16 protein-coding genes are annotated in these 17,338 nt (G+C 55.1%); 10 read left to right on the top strand and 6 right to left on the bottom strand.

Going from position 1 to position 17,338, the window contains the following annotated elements; all coding sequences use genetic code 11:
• Nucleotides 1–205: 205 nt before the first annotated feature.
• A complete protein-coding gene (locus H5P30_RS06880; protein WP_185692208.1) occupies nt 206–1,555 on the bottom strand; it encodes a vWA domain-containing protein in 1,350 nt (449 codons plus the stop codon).
• Here H5P30_RS06880 and H5P30_RS22815 point away from each other — a divergent pair.
• From H5P30_RS22815 to H5P30_RS06830, 10 genes are all read left to right on the top strand, one after another.
• Complete coding sequence (locus H5P30_RS22815) at nt 1,554–2,690, top strand: polysaccharide pyruvyl transferase family protein (RefSeq protein ID WP_484573308.1); 1,137 nt, start codon at nt 1,554–1,556, stop codon at nt 2,688–2,690. The genes H5P30_RS06880 and H5P30_RS22815 overlap by 2 nt on opposite strands.
• Before the next feature lie 94 nt (nt 2,691–2,784).
• Nucleotides 2,785–3,600, top strand: coding sequence for a substrate-binding periplasmic protein (locus H5P30_RS06870; protein WP_185692206.1), 816 nt, complete (start codon nt 2,785–2,787; stop codon nt 3,598–3,600).
• Between the two features lie 90 nt (nt 3,601–3,690).
• Complete coding sequence (locus H5P30_RS06865; RefSeq protein WP_221774302.1) at nt 3,691–4,206, top strand: protein kinase family protein; 516 nt, start codon at nt 3,691–3,693, stop codon at nt 4,204–4,206.
• Entirely contained in the window at nt 4,203–5,039 is an 837-nt protein-coding gene (locus tag H5P30_RS06860; protein ID WP_185692205.1) for a PP2C family protein-serine/threonine phosphatase, read from the top strand. Before H5P30_RS06865 ends, H5P30_RS06860 begins: the two co-directional genes overlap by 4 nt.
• A 139-nt stretch (nt 5,040–5,178) precedes the next feature.
• Nucleotides 5,179–6,084 (top strand): transposase, encoded by a 906-nt coding sequence (locus H5P30_RS06855; RefSeq protein ID WP_185692204.1) that lies wholly within the window; start codon nt 5,179–5,181, stop codon nt 6,082–6,084.
• Between the two features lie 128 nt (nt 6,085–6,212).
• Nucleotides 6,213–7,748, top strand: a complete 1,536-nt coding sequence (trpE, locus tag H5P30_RS06850) for an anthranilate synthase component I (RefSeq protein ID WP_185692203.1) — start codon at nt 6,213–6,215, stop codon at nt 7,746–7,748.
• Between the two features lie 10 nt (nt 7,749–7,758).
• Nucleotides 7,759–8,802 (top strand): sigma-70 family RNA polymerase sigma factor, encoded by a 1,044-nt coding sequence (locus H5P30_RS06845; protein WP_185692202.1) that lies wholly within the window; start codon nt 7,759–7,761, stop codon nt 8,800–8,802.
• Nucleotides 8,799–9,875: a M20/M25/M40 family metallo-hydrolase gene (locus H5P30_RS06840; RefSeq protein ID WP_343075434.1), complete on the top strand. Its 1,077-nt coding sequence runs from the start codon at nt 8,799–8,801 to the stop codon at nt 9,873–9,875. The genes H5P30_RS06845 and H5P30_RS06840 overlap by 4 nt, the downstream gene beginning before the upstream one ends.
• A gap of 9 nt (nt 9,876–9,884) precedes the next feature.
• Nucleotides 9,885–10,757: a YicC/YloC family endoribonuclease gene (locus H5P30_RS06835; RefSeq protein WP_185692201.1), complete on the top strand. Its 873-nt coding sequence runs from the start codon at nt 9,885–9,887 to the stop codon at nt 10,755–10,757.
• Nucleotides 10,758–10,891: 134 nt separating this feature from the next.
• Entirely contained in the window at nt 10,892–11,539 is a 648-nt protein-coding gene (locus tag H5P30_RS06830) for a site-2 protease family protein (RefSeq protein ID WP_185692200.1), read from the top strand.
• Between the two features lie 28 nt (nt 11,540–11,567).
• On the opposite strand, the gene H5P30_RS06825 is transcribed toward H5P30_RS06830, so the two are convergent.
• The 5 genes from H5P30_RS06825 to trpB all read right to left on the bottom strand — a co-directional run bounded on the left by H5P30_RS06825 (nt 11,568) and on the right by trpB (nt 17,266).
• Nucleotides 11,568–12,827: an NRAMP family divalent metal transporter gene (locus H5P30_RS06825; protein WP_185692199.1), complete on the bottom strand. Its 1,260-nt coding sequence runs from the start codon at nt 12,825–12,827 to the stop codon at nt 11,568–11,570.
• Nucleotides 12,828–12,971: 144 nt separating this feature from the next.
• Nucleotides 12,972–13,592 carry a uracil phosphoribosyltransferase gene (gene upp, locus H5P30_RS06820; RefSeq protein WP_185692198.1) on the bottom strand — a complete coding sequence of 207 codons (621 nt, stop codon included), beginning with the start codon at nt 13,590–13,592 and terminating at the stop codon, nt 12,972–12,974.
• Nucleotides 13,589–14,272, bottom strand: coding sequence for a nucleoside 2-deoxyribosyltransferase (locus H5P30_RS06815; RefSeq protein ID WP_185692197.1), 684 nt, complete (start codon nt 14,270–14,272; stop codon nt 13,589–13,591). The genes upp and H5P30_RS06815 overlap by 4 nt, the downstream gene beginning before the upstream one ends.
• Nucleotides 14,269–16,032 (bottom strand): tetratricopeptide repeat protein, encoded by a 1,764-nt coding sequence (locus H5P30_RS06810; protein ID WP_185692196.1) that lies wholly within the window; start codon nt 16,030–16,032, stop codon nt 14,269–14,271. The genes H5P30_RS06815 and H5P30_RS06810 overlap by 4 nt, the downstream gene beginning before the upstream one ends.
• On the bottom strand, nt 16,025–17,266 hold the full coding sequence (gene trpB, locus H5P30_RS06805; protein ID WP_185692195.1) for a tryptophan synthase subunit beta: 1,242 nt from the start codon (nt 17,264–17,266) through the stop codon (nt 16,025–16,027). The genes H5P30_RS06810 and trpB overlap by 8 nt, the downstream gene beginning before the upstream one ends.
• Nucleotides 17,267–17,338: the final 72 nt, after the last annotated feature.

Below are 17,338 nucleotides of genomic sequence, written 5' to 3'. Positions count from 1 at the left end.
AAGTAAAGTGAAGCGGGTAATTGGGAAGGAGACCAGCTCGGAGAGGTTGCGACAACCCATTGCAAACAGAAGACCTTCAGACCCTCTCTTACCCAGAATCGCAAGAACGGAAAAAGAATACTTCCTCCCAAGGAGAGAACGAGCCGCCCTCGGGCACCGAACCCAAGGGCAGCTGATTCCGGCTGCAACGGCCGATTTCTCCGGCTTACTGTTGGTTCACGGTTTGATAACTGTCAGAGCGATACTCCTTACGCTTGCGATTCGAGAGTCCTGAACTCTCAATTTCGTCGGCCTCAGTCTCCGTGGTTGCGCTCACCGAAGAAACCTCATCGTCCACCGCATACCCGTCGTAATCTCGATGCAAATCTTCGGCAGCGGCGCGCAGGATCCCTCCGGCACTCTGGAGGTCACCCGCATCGGCATAGGCAATTGCTTGCACCTTGGATTCTGCAATCCGGTTCTCGGCTACGTTGACCACGACCTCTTCTTGGACCGCTTTTGCCACCTCTTCCTGAGCCGCCGAATAAGTCACCGGCACAACCAGTTGCTGCCGCCGCATTTCGCCGCCACTTGCCGGACGGTAGGAGACCTCGACATCAATCAACTCTCGGCGCTCACCCGCTTCCCCCGCGGGAACCTCGAGCTCGACAAGAGCCAGTTTGTCCAATCCGCCATAGACCTGAGGCATGCGAACCCGGGCGACTCGACCGCCTTCCACCTCGGCCTCGCGCCCAATTCCCCGTAGAACCTTGATGCCCTCACGACTGCGAATGGTGATTTCGATATCAGTCGCAGCCACGCTCAATACGTCTCCGAGTTCCCGCTCAAAAATGCGGGGCAGATCCCGGGCGGTTTCGACGAAATAGGTATTCCCCTGCCCAGCGGCAGCGAGCGTCGTCATGATGTCCTCGTTGAAGTCGAGCCCCAGCCCGATGGTGCTCACAATGAAGTCTTCATTCGCAAAAGCCCGGGCCAGACGCCCAAAATCAGAAGGAGCACTAGGACCCTCGTTCGCGAGTCCATCAGAGAGGAGGATCAACCGATTCACATATCCTTCCTTGCCGAACTTTCGCAGTTCGGCCGCTGCCTGAGTTAGGCCTCCATAGATCGCCGTATTGCCTCGGGGAGTGACTAATGAAAGCTCCCTTCGAATGCTCTCCCGATACTCCCGCGCCGCCTTTCCTGCGGGTGCGATGGTATCGATCTCATTGTCGTAGATCACCACCGAGATGATGTCTTGAGGCCCCAGCTGAGACACCGCAAGTCGTGCCGCCTCAATCGCCTGCCGCATCTTTTCTCCTCGCATCGAACCCGACCGGTCCAGAACCAAGCCTAAGTTGACCGGAGCCCTCTCTTGGGAAGAAGCGATCTTCTCGGGCTGCAACTCGATTTGGACAACCACCTTCCCACTCTGATTGGCGTAGACTACCGGACGGTCTAAACGGGCGTCGACCCGGATCGGCTCTTGGGGTGAACCGGCAGTGAGAAATGAAATAGAGCCGAGCAACCCAACGAGGACTGACGCTCTGCATAAATATTTTTGGATAAGTTTCATGAGATTTCCTTTTGTTATATCGACCGCCGTTCTCGGGCGGCCTCGTGATTTACTCCTCCATTGTGCCCAATCACGCGGAGAATGTCGTCAGGGCTCCGTCAGAAGAATGTCAGGTTTCTGTCATGCCCAGTTTCGACTATCTTCGAATATTCTTGGAATCGACTCACCCCTCCCGCTACAAAGCAGAGATCAACTCGCTCGGATGCTTCACTACTGCAGGAACCAAAATTTTGGAGATGAGCTTAACCCATGGCTCTGGTCTCAACTTGCCCCCGAGTTGCTTTCAGAAGAAGTCGAAAGCCTCTTTCTCGGCATAGGGACAATCCTCAACCACAAGCTACCGACTACTCCCAAGAAGTATATATTCGGATCCGGGTGGGCTGGAGACGAAAACCTCCGAATGGATTCCTCTTGGAAAATCTATGGAGTTCGAGGCCCTTTGACCGCGAAAGAGCTCGGCCTTCCATCAGAAATGGTGTTCTCCGACCCCGGACTCCTGATTCGAGACTTCGTTCCTGAACCGCCGAAGACCCGCAACACGATCGGCTGGATGCCCCATCATCGGAGTATCCATGCCGTGGACTGGGCAACTCACTGCCCCAGACACGGCCTCCATTTCATCAACCCGGAGGGATCGGTCGAGAGAGTTCTTCACGAAATCAGCCAGTGCGAGCTCCTACTGTCTGAAGCCATGCATGGCGTAATCGTCGCTGACTCTCTCCGAATCCCGTGGATCCCGGTCCACATGTTCAGCCAAATCAACGAATTTAAATGGTGGGATTGGTGCAAATCCATGGACCTCAGCTACAACCCGGTCCAACTGCCGCCCATTTTCGAAACCAGCCCGCGCCCCATAAAAAGATGCCAAAATGGTTTAAAACGGTTCGCCGCCCCCACCCCTTTGGGCAAAGACAAGTGGCATCGTCTTCCCCTCCGCAAGAGCTCTCCTACGGAGATCAGTCAAGGTCTGCGCGGCCTGCGAGACGCACCCGAAACAGTGCGCCCCCAACTAAGCCGGGATCCAATCCTCAGAGCAATGATTGAGCAACAATTTGCACAACTCACGATTCTTCGAAACCAATGGGCAGACGATCATCTTCAAGCCTTACCAATCCAACAACAACCGTCTCAATAAATCGCCCGGAGATGCCGCTGCCCCCACGGCGACGCCTGCATTTCCCTTGACCCCATGGGAAAAGCCTATGGATTTAACGGCTCCGGACTCTCCCATGTTCTCCACCATTTCTGATCGGCTTATGCGCTCCTTTACCAGCATCTTCATTACCTGCTTTGCCCTGCTTCTCGGAGGCTGCCAAACCGCTCCGAATCCCGGTTCGACAGGCTCCTCGTCGAATCAGAAATCCGATGCAGAAGTATTGCGGGTCGGCGTCGCCGCAAACATGCCCCCCTTTGTCTTTGAACAGGACGGAAAACTGGTCGGCTTGGAGATCGACTTCGCAGTTGCCCTCGCCAACGAACTCGGAATGAAGGTTCGGTTTGTTAAAATGAAATGGAGCGACCTGATCCCCTCCCTCCGCAAAAGCAAGATCGACATCATCATGTCCGGGATGAATTACAATCGGGAGCGAGAGGCGATCATCTCATTTACCGCCCCCTATGTGCAGAGCGGCCAAAAAGCCCTCGTCCTGCTGAAGAATGCCTCAAAATACCCCATGGCCGGATTCATTGTAACCACCAAAGCCAAAGTCGGCGCCGAGAAAGCGACAACCGGAGCCTTTTTAGTAGAATCAAGCTTTCCCAAAGCCTCCCTCAAAACCTACTCCTCGGCTGAAAAAGGCACCGAAGCACTCATGAACGAAGAGATCGAACTGTTTATCCACGATGCCCCCACAGCGTATTGGATGGCTGGACTGTATCAAAGTAAAGGGGTCACCGTAGCCCCTCCAGTCCTCAGTCGAGACCTCATGTGCTGGGGAGTTAACCTGGAGAACCAACAACTCCTGAGTCAGGTCAACCAGATCCTCGCCCAGTGGAGTGCGACAGGAGCCATTGACTCAATTCTTACCCGCTGGGTCCGCCTCTAAAGAGTCTTCTTCTGTCACCATAAGCCCGCGAGCCACAACTCCGGGATTGAAGATCCCCCGGTCCTCAACCTAGCCTAAGAACGGAAAGTCATGGAGGAAGCGAAACACACCCAACGATCGATTGTTCACCTCACCTTTGACGGCAAGGTTTACAAGACCTTCCTCGGGGAAGACGCCAAGGAGCGATACCAGAACGAATGCCGCGTCCTTAGGTATCTAGAAGACAAAGAATGTAATTTTGTTCCCAAGGTGATCGAAACCGACGACAAGAAACTCCTTCTCGTCACGACCAACTGCGGGGCCAGAGTGGACCGCATCAGCCAAGAGAAACAGGAGCAAATCTTCGCCGATCTCAAGTCCTACGGCGTCCGCCACGATGACGCCGAAAAGCGAAACCTTACTTACCGCCGTAGCGACGGACGGTTTTGCGTCATCGACTTTGAATTCGCCACTATTCTTGAGGACTACGACGGCGAGCCCCCGCCAGTAGACCTGAACGCCCATCGCGGCGCCGACAAGACTCAACGCAAGGCAGATCCGGAACACGATGTCGACAACCCCTACATCCGCCGCCGGCCCCCAGCCCCACGGAAACGACACAAATGAGCGAAGAAATTCCCGCAACCTCAATTCGCTGGGGGGGCTGCACCCACACCGGCAAATTCCGAAAAAACAACGAGGATGCGTTCCTCGCCCTAACCGTCTCATCCCAAGAAGTCCGCTACTTGGGCAAAACCGGACAAGCCTCCCTTGAGGAGCAAGATTTCATTTTCGCCGTTAGCGATGGAATGGGAGGAGCCAAAGCCGGAGAGTTCGCCAGTCGCATCGCCGTCGACCGAATCACCCGCCTTTTCCCAAAGTCCTTCCTCAGCTCGGCAAAAGGCTTCAATCGCGGCTTCCAAGACCTCATCCCCGAACTCTTCGACCAGATTCACTCTGAGATCACCTGGCTCGGTATCATGTATGAAGACTGCCGTGGCATGGGAGCCACCCTCAGCCTCTGCTGGGTGACGCCCGGCTGGGTCTATTTCGGCCATATTGGAGACTCCCGCATCTACTACCTCCCTGCAAAAGGAGAAATGCGCCAAGTCACCGAAGACCACACCCACGCCGGATGGCTCCGGAGAGCCGGAAAAATCAACGAACGTGAAGAACGGACCCACCCTACAGGAAACCAACTACAACAAGTCCTCGGCGGAGGCGTAAGCAACATCGAACCCCAAATCGGCGCCATCGGCTACGAACCTGGCGACCGATTCCTAATCTGTTCCGACGGCCTAATCGGCGGCCACTGGGACCGCGGCCTAGCCGAATATTTGCAAAAAGCCGACTTCAACGATCCCAAGCTAGCCGAAACCCTAGTCAACAAAGCCGTACAGGTCTGCGGCCGCGACAACACCACCGCTGTTCTATTCGAACCCTACGATTCTGATTCCTGATCACTCCTATTTCTTAAATAGCTACTAGTTTTATATAACTGTTCTATTTTTGTTTGACCAAAATTGTTGATGCCCTATATTGAGCAACATGGGCAAGCGTAGACACAAATAATCGGATCGATTGTCTTATCATCATCTGATGAGCCGGACAGTGAATGGAGAGGCTTTCTTCGGGGATCGGGAGAGGGAGGTTTTGCGAAAGATGATCTGGCAGGTTGCTGAGTTTTCTGGGGTTCGGGTGGTTACTTATGCGGTGATGAAGAACCATTTCCATATTTTGGTGGAGGTACCACCGGCAGGGACGGAGGTTTCGGATGTGGAGTTGGTTCGTCGGTATCGGAAGTTGTATCCTAAGCCTACTCCCTGGAATCCAATGCCTGCGGAGGTTTTGGAGGGGCATTTGAAGGATAACTTTCTTGATGGGAGGGAGTTGCGCAAGGAGCTGACTCGTCGGATGCATGATGTTTCGGAGTTTATGCGGACTTTGAAGCTTCGTTTTACGCTTTGGTTTAACCGGTCACGAGATCGGTTTGGGCCGCTTTGGTCGGCTCGTTTTAAGAGTGTTTTGGTCGAAGGGGATCGTTGGGCGCTACGGACGGTAGCGGCCTATATTGACCTGAATGCGGTTCGGGCCGGGCTGGTTTCGGATCCTAAGGATTACCGCTTTTGCGGATATGCGGAGGCTCTTGGGGGAGGACGCTTGGCTCGAGCCGGGCTTTCGGTTGTCGATAAGGATCTGGCGGGGTATCGGCAGACTTTGTATGGGGCTGGCGATGGTGAGAAAGAGGGGAAAGCGTCTATTTCCCACGAAGAAGCGGTGCGGGTTTTGCGGGAGGAGAAAGGGAAGTTGCCTCTTTCAGTGGTTTTGCGGTGCCGGGTTCGTTATTTTTCGGACGGGATGGTGCTTGGGTCGGAGGACTTTGTGAACAAGTTCCTCGAGAATGAACCCGATGGGAAGCGGGCGCGAAGGCCTCACCCATTGCGGGGGAGTGACTGGAAGGGGCTTTCGGTCGGGACCGGGTTGCACAAAAAGCTCTTTGAATAGAAGAGTTTTCCTTCTCACGAGAGATTGCTCAAAGGCTTTACCGGCAGAACCTTCCGCCTTGCCTCCGAGCCGTGTTATCGGCAGGTGTTAATGTTTCATTTTCCAAGACTTTTTCACCGTCTCTCCGCATGTTCATTCCGCGACCCACCCGTGAGGAATTTCGTAAGCTCGCCAAACAGGGAAACCTGATTCCGGTGCTCGCTGATTTTTTCGCCGATCTCGAAACTCCCGTCTCCGCCTACGCGAAGCTTGCTGCTTCGCGACCCGCCTTCCTTTTTGAATCGGTTGAGGGCGGAGAGAATGCGAGTCGCTTCAGCTTTTTGGGATGCAATCCGCGAAAGGTTTTCGAAGCTCGTGAGAAGACTACCCTCATTCATGAGAGAGGCGGCAAAACGCAGGAAATCCCCACGCCTCAAGATCCACTCAAACTCGTTGAAGAAGAGATCCAGCGATTCCAACCGGTTGAGATTGAAGGTTTTCCTCCCTTTGTGGGCGGAGCCGTCGGATTTCTGTCCTACGAGTATATTCATCGCATCGAACCGACAGTCCCCCGAGCCGAAGAGGACCAACTCGATTGCCCGCTCATTTATTATGCGATGATCGATTCGCTGGTCATTTTCGACCGCGCCCATCAAAAGCTGCTTCTCTGCGCCACAGTTTCCATTGACGAGGAGGAGGATGCGGATGCCGCATATGATCGCGCCTTGGCTGAACTGGCCAATTTGGCGAAAATGCTGGCAGAACCGACACCGGCGAGTCTCCGCTCGGTCCCTTCTGAACCCAGCTTTGAGATCCCTCACGGCAATTTCAAAAAGGAGGACTTTGAGAAAGCCGTTACTGAATGTCGCGAATATGTTCACAGCGGTGATGTCGTTCAGGTGGTTCTTTCCCAACGCTTTGAGAAAGAATACCAACATGCTCCGATCGATCTTTATCGGACGCTGCGAACGATCAATCCATCCCCTTACATGTTCATCCTTGAGACTGGAGATTTCGCCCTCGTGGGGGCCTCCCCGGAAGTGCATGTGCGCTTAACTGGCAAAAAGGTTGAAATCCGCCCGATTGCTGGAACCCGCCCCCGTGGCAAGAGCGCTGCCGAAGATCTCCGCATGGAGGAGGATCTCCTCGCTGATCCCAAAGAACGCGCTGAGCACCTCATGCTGGTTGATTTGGCCCGCAACGATATTGGTCGCGTTTGCTCCCCGGGAAGTGTTCACGTCCCGGATTTTATGGCGATCGAGCGCTACTCGCACGTCATGCACATTGTTTCTCAGGTCGAAGGTGAACTTTCTGAGGACCAAAATGCCTTCGATTTGCTACGAGCGACTTTCCCGGCAGGCACCGTTAGCGGGGCCCCCAAGGTCAGAGCGATGCAGATTATCGCCGAAAAGGAAAAAACCACACGAGGCCCCTATTCTGGGGCTCTCGGCTACTTTTCTTATGACGGTAATTACGATTCCTGTATCGCGATTCGCTCGGCAATGATCCGCGAGGGGAAGGTTCTGGTCCAGTCCGGAGCGGGCCTCGTCGCCGATTCAATTCCCTCCAATGAGTTCGACGAAACGATAAATAAAGCACGCGGGCTGTTGAAAGCTGTGGCAATATCGGAGATAGTGGAGGATGAGAACGCAGCTACGACGACCGATCCACACGTTTCCCGCTGATCCGATTTCCATGCCTCCTCCGAAAAAACGCTCCTCTCGCGACAAGAGCGAGGGCCCCAAAAAGCCTGAGAAAGAATTCCAGGTTCGGAGGTCCGTAGAAACCTACGACGACCAGCCCGAGGACATTCGCAATCTTCCTTCGTCGGAAAAGAGTGCACTCAAGCTCTATCTTCAAGAGATCGGCCGCACCCCTCTCCTCAAACCCGAGGAAGAAGTCGCGCTGGCCCGTAAGATTCAAAAAGGCGATGAAGAGGCCCGCAATAAGATGGTGCAGGCCAATCTTCGCCTAGTCGTTAAAATTGCCCACGACTACAATAATTTTGGACTCCCGTTGCTCGATTTGATCAGCGAAGGGAACATCGGCTTGGTCAAGGCCGTCGAGCGCTTCGATCCGGACAAGGGAGGCAAGCTCAGCACCTATGCCGCCTGGTGGATCAAACAGTCGATCAAGCGCGCCTTGGCAAACCAGAGCAAGACCATCCGGCTTCCCGTCCACCTCGTCGACCGGATCGCTAAGATGCGAAAGATCACTTCTGCGCTCGCAGACGAATTCGGACGTGAGCCCAACGATGATGAGATCGCTGCCGAGATGGGGATCCCCGTCAACAAGGTAGCGCACCTGAAGTCCGTGAGCGTTCGCCCAACCTCTCTCGACGCTCCCATCGGCGACGACGAGAACACCAGTTTTGGCCAATTGATCGGAGACGAGAACGCCATCAACCCATTTGACACCCTGCGGACCAAATCCCAACGAATCGATTTGGACGAGATTTTGGACGATCTGGAGGAACGTGAAGCGCAAATCATCAAATTGCGGTTCGGCGTCGGAAACGAAGGCCCTCTCACCTTGGAGGAGGTCGGCGAAAAATTCGACATCACTCGTGAGCGCGTCCGTCAGCTCCAGAATATTGCCATCAGCAAAATGCGTCGCAATATGATGGGCCGTGAGCGCCAGCGCACCGCCGAAGAAATCCAAGAAGAAAATCTGGAAAAGAAGAGAATGCAGGTGTTACATGAGTTTTATAAGAAAACCATGTCCCAAGAGGAAAAGTGACTCAAAAAACCGAATCTCAGCCGCCGGAGTTTCTCCGGGATCTACTCAACGCCCGCTCTCCTTCTGGATACGAACAGGAGATCCAAGCCGTCCTCGACCGGACAATGGAGCCCATCTCCGACGTCTATGCGAAGGACACCTTGGGCAATCGGATGGCCACAGTCGGCGAGGGGAACGATCCGGTTCTCATGCTCGCCGGCCATATGGACGAGCTTGGTTTCATCGTAAACTACGTTGATGACAATGGCTTCGTCTACTTCGGCACCGTAGGGGGCCACGACCGGATTATGATTCCCGGTCGGCGAGTCCGCATCATGTCTAAAGGCGGAGATGTCTCCGGGGTCACCGGTAAGCGAGCAATCCACCTGATGAGCGCGGAGGACCGCAAAAAGATCCCAGAAATCCACGAAATGTGGATCGACATCGGAGCTTCTTCGAAGGAAGAAGCGCTCGAACGCATTTCTTTGGGCGACCCGGTCGTCTATACCCACGGGTATGAATCCCTCTATGGATCCGTCGGAATCGCCCGAGGCTTCGACAACAAATCGGGCTGCTACGTGGTCAATGAAGTGGTTCGTCGGTTGGCTTCTAACGGCGAAGGCCTTCAATCCAAGGTCGTCGCGGTCTCGACTACGCAAGAAGAGATCGGCACCCGTGGGGCCATTCCTTCATCCTTTGCCGTAAACCCGCACTTCGGCCTCGCCGTCGATGTCGGCCACGCCACGGATCATCCGGATTGCGACCCTCGCAAAATTGGCAAATTCACCCTCGGCGGTGGACCGATCGTCTACCGGGGTGCAAACATCAATCCCATCGTTTTCGACCGCCTTGAGGCCTGTGCCGAAAAAGCCAACATCCCGATCCAGATCAAAGCGGAAGGTGGACCGACTCCGACTGACGCCCGTGCAGTGCAAATGGCCCGCGAAGGCGTTGCTACCGGACTTATCGGCATCCCCCTTCGCTACATGCACACGCCCAGTGAAGTCGTCGATCTCGACGATGTAGAAGCTTGCGTCGAACTCATTCGCCATTTCGCCCTCTCCCTCGAATCGGGGGAACGTGGGGATTGGTAAGGAATCGCGATGAATAGCATGACGGGGTACGGGTCCGGGAACGCGGGCACGGACACATTTCACGTAGAAGCGGAGCTCCACTCCGTCAATCAACGGGGCCTTCAGGTCCAAGTTCACGCTCCTCGCGAGTGGGGAGGTCTCGACACCGAGATCAGTAACTGGCTCCGCGAACGCGTGACTCGCGGAAAATTCAACGTCAGCCTCCGGTTTTCCCGTGCAAGCGAGGACGGAACCGAAGGCGCGAACTGGGAAGAGGTCGATAAACGGGTAAAATTGCTACGCAAGGCCATGTTTCGCCATCAGGTCGAGGAGCCCATCACTCCCGACGTCCTCTACCGCATCTTATCGGACAGTGACCGGGAGAGCTCCGCCCCCGAGTGGGAACCGGTGAAAGACACGGTCTTCTCGGCATTGGAAGAAGCAGGCCAAGGCCTCCTTGCTATGCGGGCCGAAGAAGGCAAAAGGCTACGAGAAGAGTTTGCCCTGCGGGCAGGACTTCTCCGCGAAGCGCTGCAAAAGATTACAGATTTGGACGAAGGCCGGACGATTCATCATCGCGACGCCCTTCTGTCTCGTCTCCGCCAGATGGATCTGGATCTCGACCTGTCCGACGAAAGGGTTGCGAAAGAACTCGCATTTCTCGCCGACCGCAGCGACATCAGCGAGGAAACCGCCCGGATTGACAGCCATCTCACTGCCCTCAATGAAGCCCTGGATGCTGATGAACCGATCGGGCGTAAGATCGAGTTTCTTCTCCAGGAACTCCACCGGGAATTCAATACTGTCGGATCGAAGGCTAGCCTCTCCGAACTTTCGGCGGTAGTGATCGAGGCCAAGCAAGAGCTGGAAAAGCTCCGCGAGCAGGCAGCAAACGTCGAGTAGCCTCACAAGCCTCGGCCGCCCAATCAAACGAGCGCTCCGAATCCGTCAAATCTATGTTCTATGAGGAGAGATCCGATGGGCCGATCGGACTTTCCGCTGGTCAGGTTCGATATTGAAACGTAGCCTCCCCCACCATGTCGGATATCAACATAGTCTATGTCCTTGAGACCCTTCTCATTCTGATGGCCAGCGCCTCGGTCCACGAGTGGGCCCACGCTTGGACTGCAGAAAAGTTGGGCGATCCCACCGCCCGGTCAATGGGGCGCGTGACCTTGAATCCGATTCCTCACATTGATCCGATCGGAACGATTATTCTTCCACTCTTTTTCCTTCTATTTTCCGGAGGCTCAGCCTTCTTTGCTTGGGCCAAACCTGTTCCGGTCAATCCCCGCAACTTCCGCAAGCCCGTCCGAGACGACATTCTCGTCTCTATGGCAGGACCGGCCTCGAACTTGGCCATCGCCCTGTTGGTAGCGGTCGTTTTTGGCATCGTCGGTCGCTTCACCGGGCTCGAAACTATCGCCCCCCTGGCCGGACAGATCATCCTCATCAACGCACTCTTGATGGTATTCAACCTGATTCCCATTCCGCCCCTAGATGGTTCACATGTCCTGCGCCATCTGATCGGAATGAGTGAGATGGCCTTCATCCGCTTTTCTCAATATGGATTTTTTATATTGATCGGCCTTTTGCTTCTTACTCCATTCGGCGAACTCCTCTGGCGCGGAATCCTCTTTGTGGGAAGCCTTGCTCTTGGACTTATGTACGGCATCGCCGGCTAAGGCGATCCAGGTCCCTTCGAGTCCACTCCTAGGCGATAAACTTCGAGTAGACGAACCCAACAGTCATCACGACGAAGAACGCGATCCCCAGCCAGCTCAAGGCCTTCAACACAGGGCCGGGACGATGCTCTTCGGGAACGTTTTCTCCTGACATCACCCAGAAGTTGATACCGGCCAAAACCGGAGAGGTGACAAAGGAAATAATCGCGGCGAACCCCAGCAGCTGCAGGAGGTTGCTGACAAACTGAAGAATGATGACCGATGCTGCGGCAACGGAGACAACAATCCAGATGCCGTGCAGTAGCCGAAACTTCGGGAAGAGCGAAGGAACGATCAGCGAAGTGCAAGCCGCCAGAGCCCGAGGGTAGCCATCCACACAGGTGATGGAGGTGCTCAGCATCGTGATAAAGGCCGCCGAAAGAATGAGATAGTAAGACCAATCTCCAATGTTCTTCGAATAGAGCTCCACCAGCTGCTGGGAAAATACGATCCCGCTCGACGAAAACGTCTCCCCGGAGCCGAACATGACCAAAGCGCCGAGCGCCAAGAAGATGACGGCCATCCCCACCGCCATGCCGTACCCCAGATGGAAATCAATTTGAGTCTCCCGGACACTGGCAAAGTGACCGGTTTGCTTTTCGCGAGAAAACATCCAGAGCGACGACCAGGCGGAAAGGTCGATGGGCGCCGGCATCCATCCCATGAACATAATCAAGAACCCAAACGAAGCCCAGGTCCACGGTGACGGCGCTTCAAAATCGGGCGGGGCGACTCCTCCTTCCCTCAAAGCCAAAATCAAGGCCACGAGAGTAGAGATGGTTAGGGTGACGATGACCAACCGGGCGATGCTGTCGAGAACCCGGTAATGCCCCAAGAGAATGAGGAGAGCACCGACGATCATAATAACGATCGTTAAATGCGGAATGGTGAGAAAGGTGACCCCGAAGCCTGCCAACAATGCAGCACTGAGCATCGACACCCCGGCAATGTTAATCACACCCGTGAGAACGTTGATTCCCAAGAAGGCGTAGACACAGAAGATGCTCTTCCGCTCGTAACCCGCGAGAAGGGATTCTCCGGTAGCAGCCGTGTACTTTTGCCCGTAAAGGAAGAACGGATACTTGAAAAGGTTTGCGAGAAAGAGGAGCCCCAAAAGCTGCCAGCCGTATTCCGCACCCGCCCGCGTCGACCAAACCAGATGAGAACCACCGATGGCGGCGCAAGCGACAAGGAGACCGGGGCCAATCGCCTTAAGAAGATTTCCTGAAGAAGGGGTAGTCTGTTCCATAAAACCCGCTGATCCCCTCAAAAAGAGGCTTAATTGGCAAGCGGAACCTCGGGCCTCGAACCAAAATCCGGGACGACAGAGTCCGAACGTCGATCCCTCAAAACGGTAAAAACGCCAACCGAACCGACCCCTCGGCCTGAACAATCAGGTACCGAAGAGACGATCGCCGAAATCTCCCAATCCCGGCCGAATGTACTTATTGCCGTCGAGCTCCCGATCGATTCCAGCCGTGACGATCTCCACGTCCGGATGAGCATCCTGCACGGCTTGGATTCCCTCCGGGGCTGACAAAATCGAGACCAAAACACAGCGGGCAGCGCCGCGCCCCCGGAGAGCCTCAATGGCACAACAGGCCGATCCGCCAGTAGCGAGCATCGGGTCGATCAAGAAAGTCCAAGCTCCTTCCATATCCGGCATCTTGCAGTAATACTCACTCGCCTGGGCTGTCGACTCATCCCGCTCGAGACCAATGTAGCCGACACTGGCATCGGGATAAAGCTGAAGAAATGACGAGAGCATCCCCAAGCCCGCTCGGAGAATGGGCACGACCACGACTGGAGCTTCGATGCGGGAGACCTCCGTCGATTCGAGTGGGGTCTGAATTTCCCGACCCTCCGCGGGCAAATAATGCAGAGCCCGCAGAGCCAGAGCGAGCGAGATGCGGTCGCAGAGATCTCGATACTCGGCCTTCCCGGTAGATTGATCCCTCAAGCGCCCCAGAAGGTCGCCCACCAAAGGATGGTCGATACAGGTTACCCCTCTCACAATAGATTCTTCTCCACTTTTCGCCGCAGCGCTTCGGCAACGCGATCTTTCTGGACCGAGTGCCCCCCGACGAATCCGGGCATACGCGCGATCCAATCATAAACTGTTTCAGCCTGCTCTGGAGGAAGGACCGGCTTCCGTTCGCTCACAATCCCGAAAGCCTCGACGACCCGGCTGGCGATTTCCTCCAGCATGCCTCTCGCCCGGCGGGCGCTCATTCCGGTTTTCAAAAATTCTTCCGGTCCTTCGTCTTCTTCGGGTCGATAAGCATTTTGGTAAAGACTCATCGAATCCAGCAAGAGGACCTCGGTTCGTGGATAATAACTGACCATCAGATTCCAGGGATGCATTTCCTGGTCTCCTTTCGCCCGGAAATCGGACCGGATCACGACCGAAGGGATGTCGGCAAACTTGGCAAACATGAACTCCACGACCGTTCCCGAATCGAGCTCCGACCCGTCAAAGTGAAACAGGGCCAGATCGCAGTCGAGCAGGCAAAGAATATCATTGTCGCGAATACTGTGAGCGGTGGTCTCGCGCTGTTCGAGATTCTGCGGTAAGATCGGCACCAGGGATTCATCCGAGGCCGCATAGATGGCCTCGGCAAGAAGGGCGTTCCCCGCCAAGTGCTTGGAATCGAAGAGATCGCCGGCAAAGTAGAATGTCTTCTTATCAGTCATTTTATTTTCATGAATTCTCGGCTCAGGCTTGGATTGGAGAGGTTCAGGGAACCGCCTACAGATGTCGTCACCGCCGGGCCTGCTCGGAGTGCATTGCCCTGCGCGATGATATCGTCGATTCGAGTGACCAATTCCTCCTGTTCAGGAAAAAACAAGTAACGGTCGCTCACCAACTCTGCTCGAAGCTCAGTCAGGACATCCGCCGATGGCACCCTTCCTTGAACTAGGGCTTGAGCATGTTCGATAAAATCTCTTCCGGTCACAAAATCTTTTTCGTGCTCGAGGATCAATCTTTGGAGGATTTCTCGACTCGTCGGATACCGTTCGGCTCCAGAAAGAAGAATGCGATAGGCGGAATCCTCGAAACCTTCTTCCGCGTAAAAATCCGAGAGCGTCGCATAGGCGCTGGGGGGGAGATTCTCGCCATCGAGAAACTGTTGGAATTGCGTCAAAGCAGCCTCCTCATTTCCCATCATCCTATGCGCCATAGCTCGAAGGCCTGCTGCACGAGTCGTTTCCATGGGAGTCCCCTCTTCTGCCATTTCATCGAGAAAATCCAACGTGCCTTGCGGATCGCCTCCCCGCAAGAGAGCCAGGCCCATCAGCGCCATATGAGGCTGCTCAAAGATTCCCTGTTCCTTCAATCCGGCCATCGTGAGTTCCGCCACGTCCTTGCGCTTATTTTCCACGGCAAAGCGGAGCAACTCAAATCCGGTTTCGCTCATCGGGAATCGATTCCAGATCACACTCACGGCAGGAATCACCTCTTCAGACCGCCCCAAACCCTCCAGCGCACTCAAGCGCGATGTCCACGCCTTGATATAATCCGGCTGAATCAACTGGCGGTAGCTTGCGGCGCTCAGTAACTCCTCCCACATCTCTTCTTCTTCGAGCAAACTGAAGAAACCATCGGCCAGTCGGCGATCCTGCGGAAAATTCTCCATCCCCCGTTCGTAGGTTAAGACGGCTCGTCGCAGATTCCCCGTGCGCCAGAGGCTATTGGCTAAAAGCATGTATCCCTGCGGAGAGGCGATAAGACGGGTATTGGTCAATCGTTCCAGGGCTGCTTGGAACTCGCCCACTTCTGCTTCGGCGTGAGAAGCTTGCAGATTCAAGAGTGCCTTCACCTGAGGGTCATCCACTTGATCCATCAACTCGTCGGCCAACTCGATCCTTCGCTCGTCCAGTTCTTCCTCAGAGAGAAGATAAAACAACGTTCCCAAATACTCAGATCCGAAGACCGACGGATCTTCCTTAGAATATTTTAGCCCCTCGGTAAGCGCCTGGATCGCCAAAGAACTGTCTCCGAATCCGGGCGAATGAAAAATCCTCGCCAAGAGAAGGCGCGCCTCCGCGTTGGTAGGGGAACGGGCAAGACCGTTTCTCAAGTGATGGAATCCTCGGCGAAATTCGCCCGATTGGATCTCCTCCATCCCTCTTTCAATGAAGAACTCTCCCATATCCTTCCGGTGCTGATCCAACCGAAAGGGCAAGACGAGTGTCTTCCAATAAGAGATCTCCTCATAGCCGCGCCGCTCCTTAAAATAAAAATATAAAGCGGCTCCTCCGACAAACCAGGCCACGATTCCAAGAACACACAAAAAGACGAAGATCCGCTTCCAGTAAAAATGGATCTGGACCAACGGTTTCTTGCCGGGCTGCTTAATCTTCTCCCGCCAAGCCAGCCCGAAAAGGAAATCCCCCTCCCGCGCCTTTAGCGAGAAGCGTCCTCCTCCCCGTTCTCGATCCAAATCACTCACTGGTAGAACTCTCTCGACCTGCCTCGAGGACTCTTGCCGCCTCCTGCACATCCTTGTCCCCTCGCCCGCTCAAATTGATGCAAAGGATCTGGTCCTTGCTCATCTCCGGCGCGCGTCGAACTCCATAGGCCAGCCCATGCGAAGACTCGAGAGCGGGGATAATTCCCTCCCGGTGGCTCAACAGCTGGAAAGCGCTGAGGCACTCATCATCGCTGGCGCTCGCGAAATCAATTCGTCCCAGAGACCGATAATAGGCATGCTCTGGACCCACCGCAGCATAATCCAGCCCGGCCGAAACCGAATGAGTTTTCTCGATCTGTCCATCTTCGTTCTGCAAAAGCCAGGTTTTCGATCCTTGCAGGACGCCGAGCCGCCCCCCGGAAAAGCGGGCCGCGTGGTCGCCCGGATGGATCCGACGACCTCCCGCCTCGACACCAACCAAACGAACTTCTGCATCACGGAGAAACTCGAAGAAGAAACCGATCGCATTGCTCCCCCCTCCAACACAGGCAGCGAGCTCATCGGGAAGCCGCCCGGTCCTTTCCAGAATCTGCTGTCGAGCTTCGCGCCCGATCACCCGGTGAAAGTCCCGAACCATCATCGGATATGGGTGTGCCCCGAGGGCTGACCCCAAAACGTAGTGCGTGTTTCGCGAATCGGCGACCCAGTCCCGCATGGCCTCATTGACCGCATCCTTCAAAGTTCTCTGCCCAGCAGTCACCCCGCGGACCTCCGCCCCGTGCAAACGCATGCGGTAGACATTCAGCGCTTGGCGCCGCATATCTTCCTCGCCCATATAAATCACGCACTGCAAACCGAAGCGGGCGCAGCCTGCTGCTGTAGCCACCCCGTGCTGACCGGCACCCGTTTCGGCGATGATCCGGGTCTTGCCCATGCGCTTTGCGAGAAGAAGCTGACCGACGACATTGTTAACTTTGTGAGCCCCAGTATGCAGGAGATCTTCACGCTTCAAATAGATCTGCGCCCCACCCAAATACTCGGTCAAGCGCTTCGCAAAATAGAGCGGGGTCGGGCGGCCGGCAAATTCACGCAACTCCCGCTGCAGTTCTGCTTGGAATTCGGGATCCGCCGACGCTTCGGCGTAAGCCGCCGAAAGCTCGGCCAGAGGAGTGACTAGAGTTTCGGGAACATAGCTGCCCCCAAACTCTCCGAAATGGCCCAACGAATCGGGGACAGACTCCGGATCAAATGCAATCGTTTCGGAAGAGGACATAGCTGGATTCTTAAGAGAATCGCTCTGTGGTCAATTCGTGTTCTCTTCTTTTCCCACGAGAATCAAGCTTAG

The organism is Puniceicoccus vermicola, from assembly GCF_014230055.1.
GTDB classification, from domain to species: Bacteria; Verrucomicrobiota; Verrucomicrobiia; order Opitutales; family Puniceicoccaceae; genus Puniceicoccus; species Puniceicoccus vermicola.
Note: the sequence above shows the minus strand (reverse complement) of the source record. Positions and strands in the feature narration are given on the sequence as shown.

Bases quoted from the DNA above. Each gene is read 5' to 3' on its own strand.
- H5P30_RS22815 (WP_484573308.1), top strand. From the start codon at position 1,554: ATGAGATTTCCTTTTGTTATATCGACCGCCGTTCTCGGGCGGCCTCGT.
- H5P30_RS06880 (WP_185692208.1), bottom strand. From the start codon at position 1,555: ATGAAACTTATCCAAAAATATTTATGCAGAGCGTCAGTCCTCGTTGGG.
- H5P30_RS06870 (WP_185692206.1), top strand. From the start codon at position 2,785: ATGTTCTCCACCATTTCTGATCGGCTTATGCGCTCCTTTACCAGCATC.
- H5P30_RS06865 (WP_221774302.1), top strand. From the start codon at position 3,691: ATGGAGGAAGCGAAACACACCCAACGATCGATTGTTCACCTCACCTTT.
- H5P30_RS06860 (WP_185692205.1), top strand. From the start codon at position 4,203: ATGAGCGAAGAAATTCCCGCAACCTCAATTCGCTGGGGGGGCTGCACC.
- H5P30_RS06855 (WP_185692204.1), top strand. From the start codon at position 5,179: ATGAGCCGGACAGTGAATGGAGAGGCTTTCTTCGGGGATCGGGAGAGG.
- trpE (WP_185692203.1), top strand. From the start codon at position 6,213: ATGTTCATTCCGCGACCCACCCGTGAGGAATTTCGTAAGCTCGCCAAA.
- H5P30_RS06845 (WP_185692202.1), top strand. From the start codon at position 7,759: ATGCCTCCTCCGAAAAAACGCTCCTCTCGCGACAAGAGCGAGGGCCCC.
- H5P30_RS06835 (WP_185692201.1), top strand. From the start codon at position 9,885: ATGAATAGCATGACGGGGTACGGGTCCGGGAACGCGGGCACGGACACA.
- H5P30_RS06830 (WP_185692200.1), top strand. From the start codon at position 10,892: ATGTCGGATATCAACATAGTCTATGTCCTTGAGACCCTTCTCATTCTG.
- H5P30_RS06825 (WP_185692199.1), bottom strand. From the start codon at position 12,827: ATGGAACAGACTACCCCTTCTTCAGGAAATCTTCTTAAGGCGATTGGC.
- H5P30_RS06815 (WP_185692197.1), bottom strand. From the start codon at position 14,272: ATGACTGATAAGAAGACATTCTACTTTGCCGGCGATCTCTTCGATTCC.
- trpB (WP_185692195.1), bottom strand. From the start codon at position 17,266: ATGTCCTCTTCCGAAACGATTGCATTTGATCCGGAGTCTGTCCCCGAT.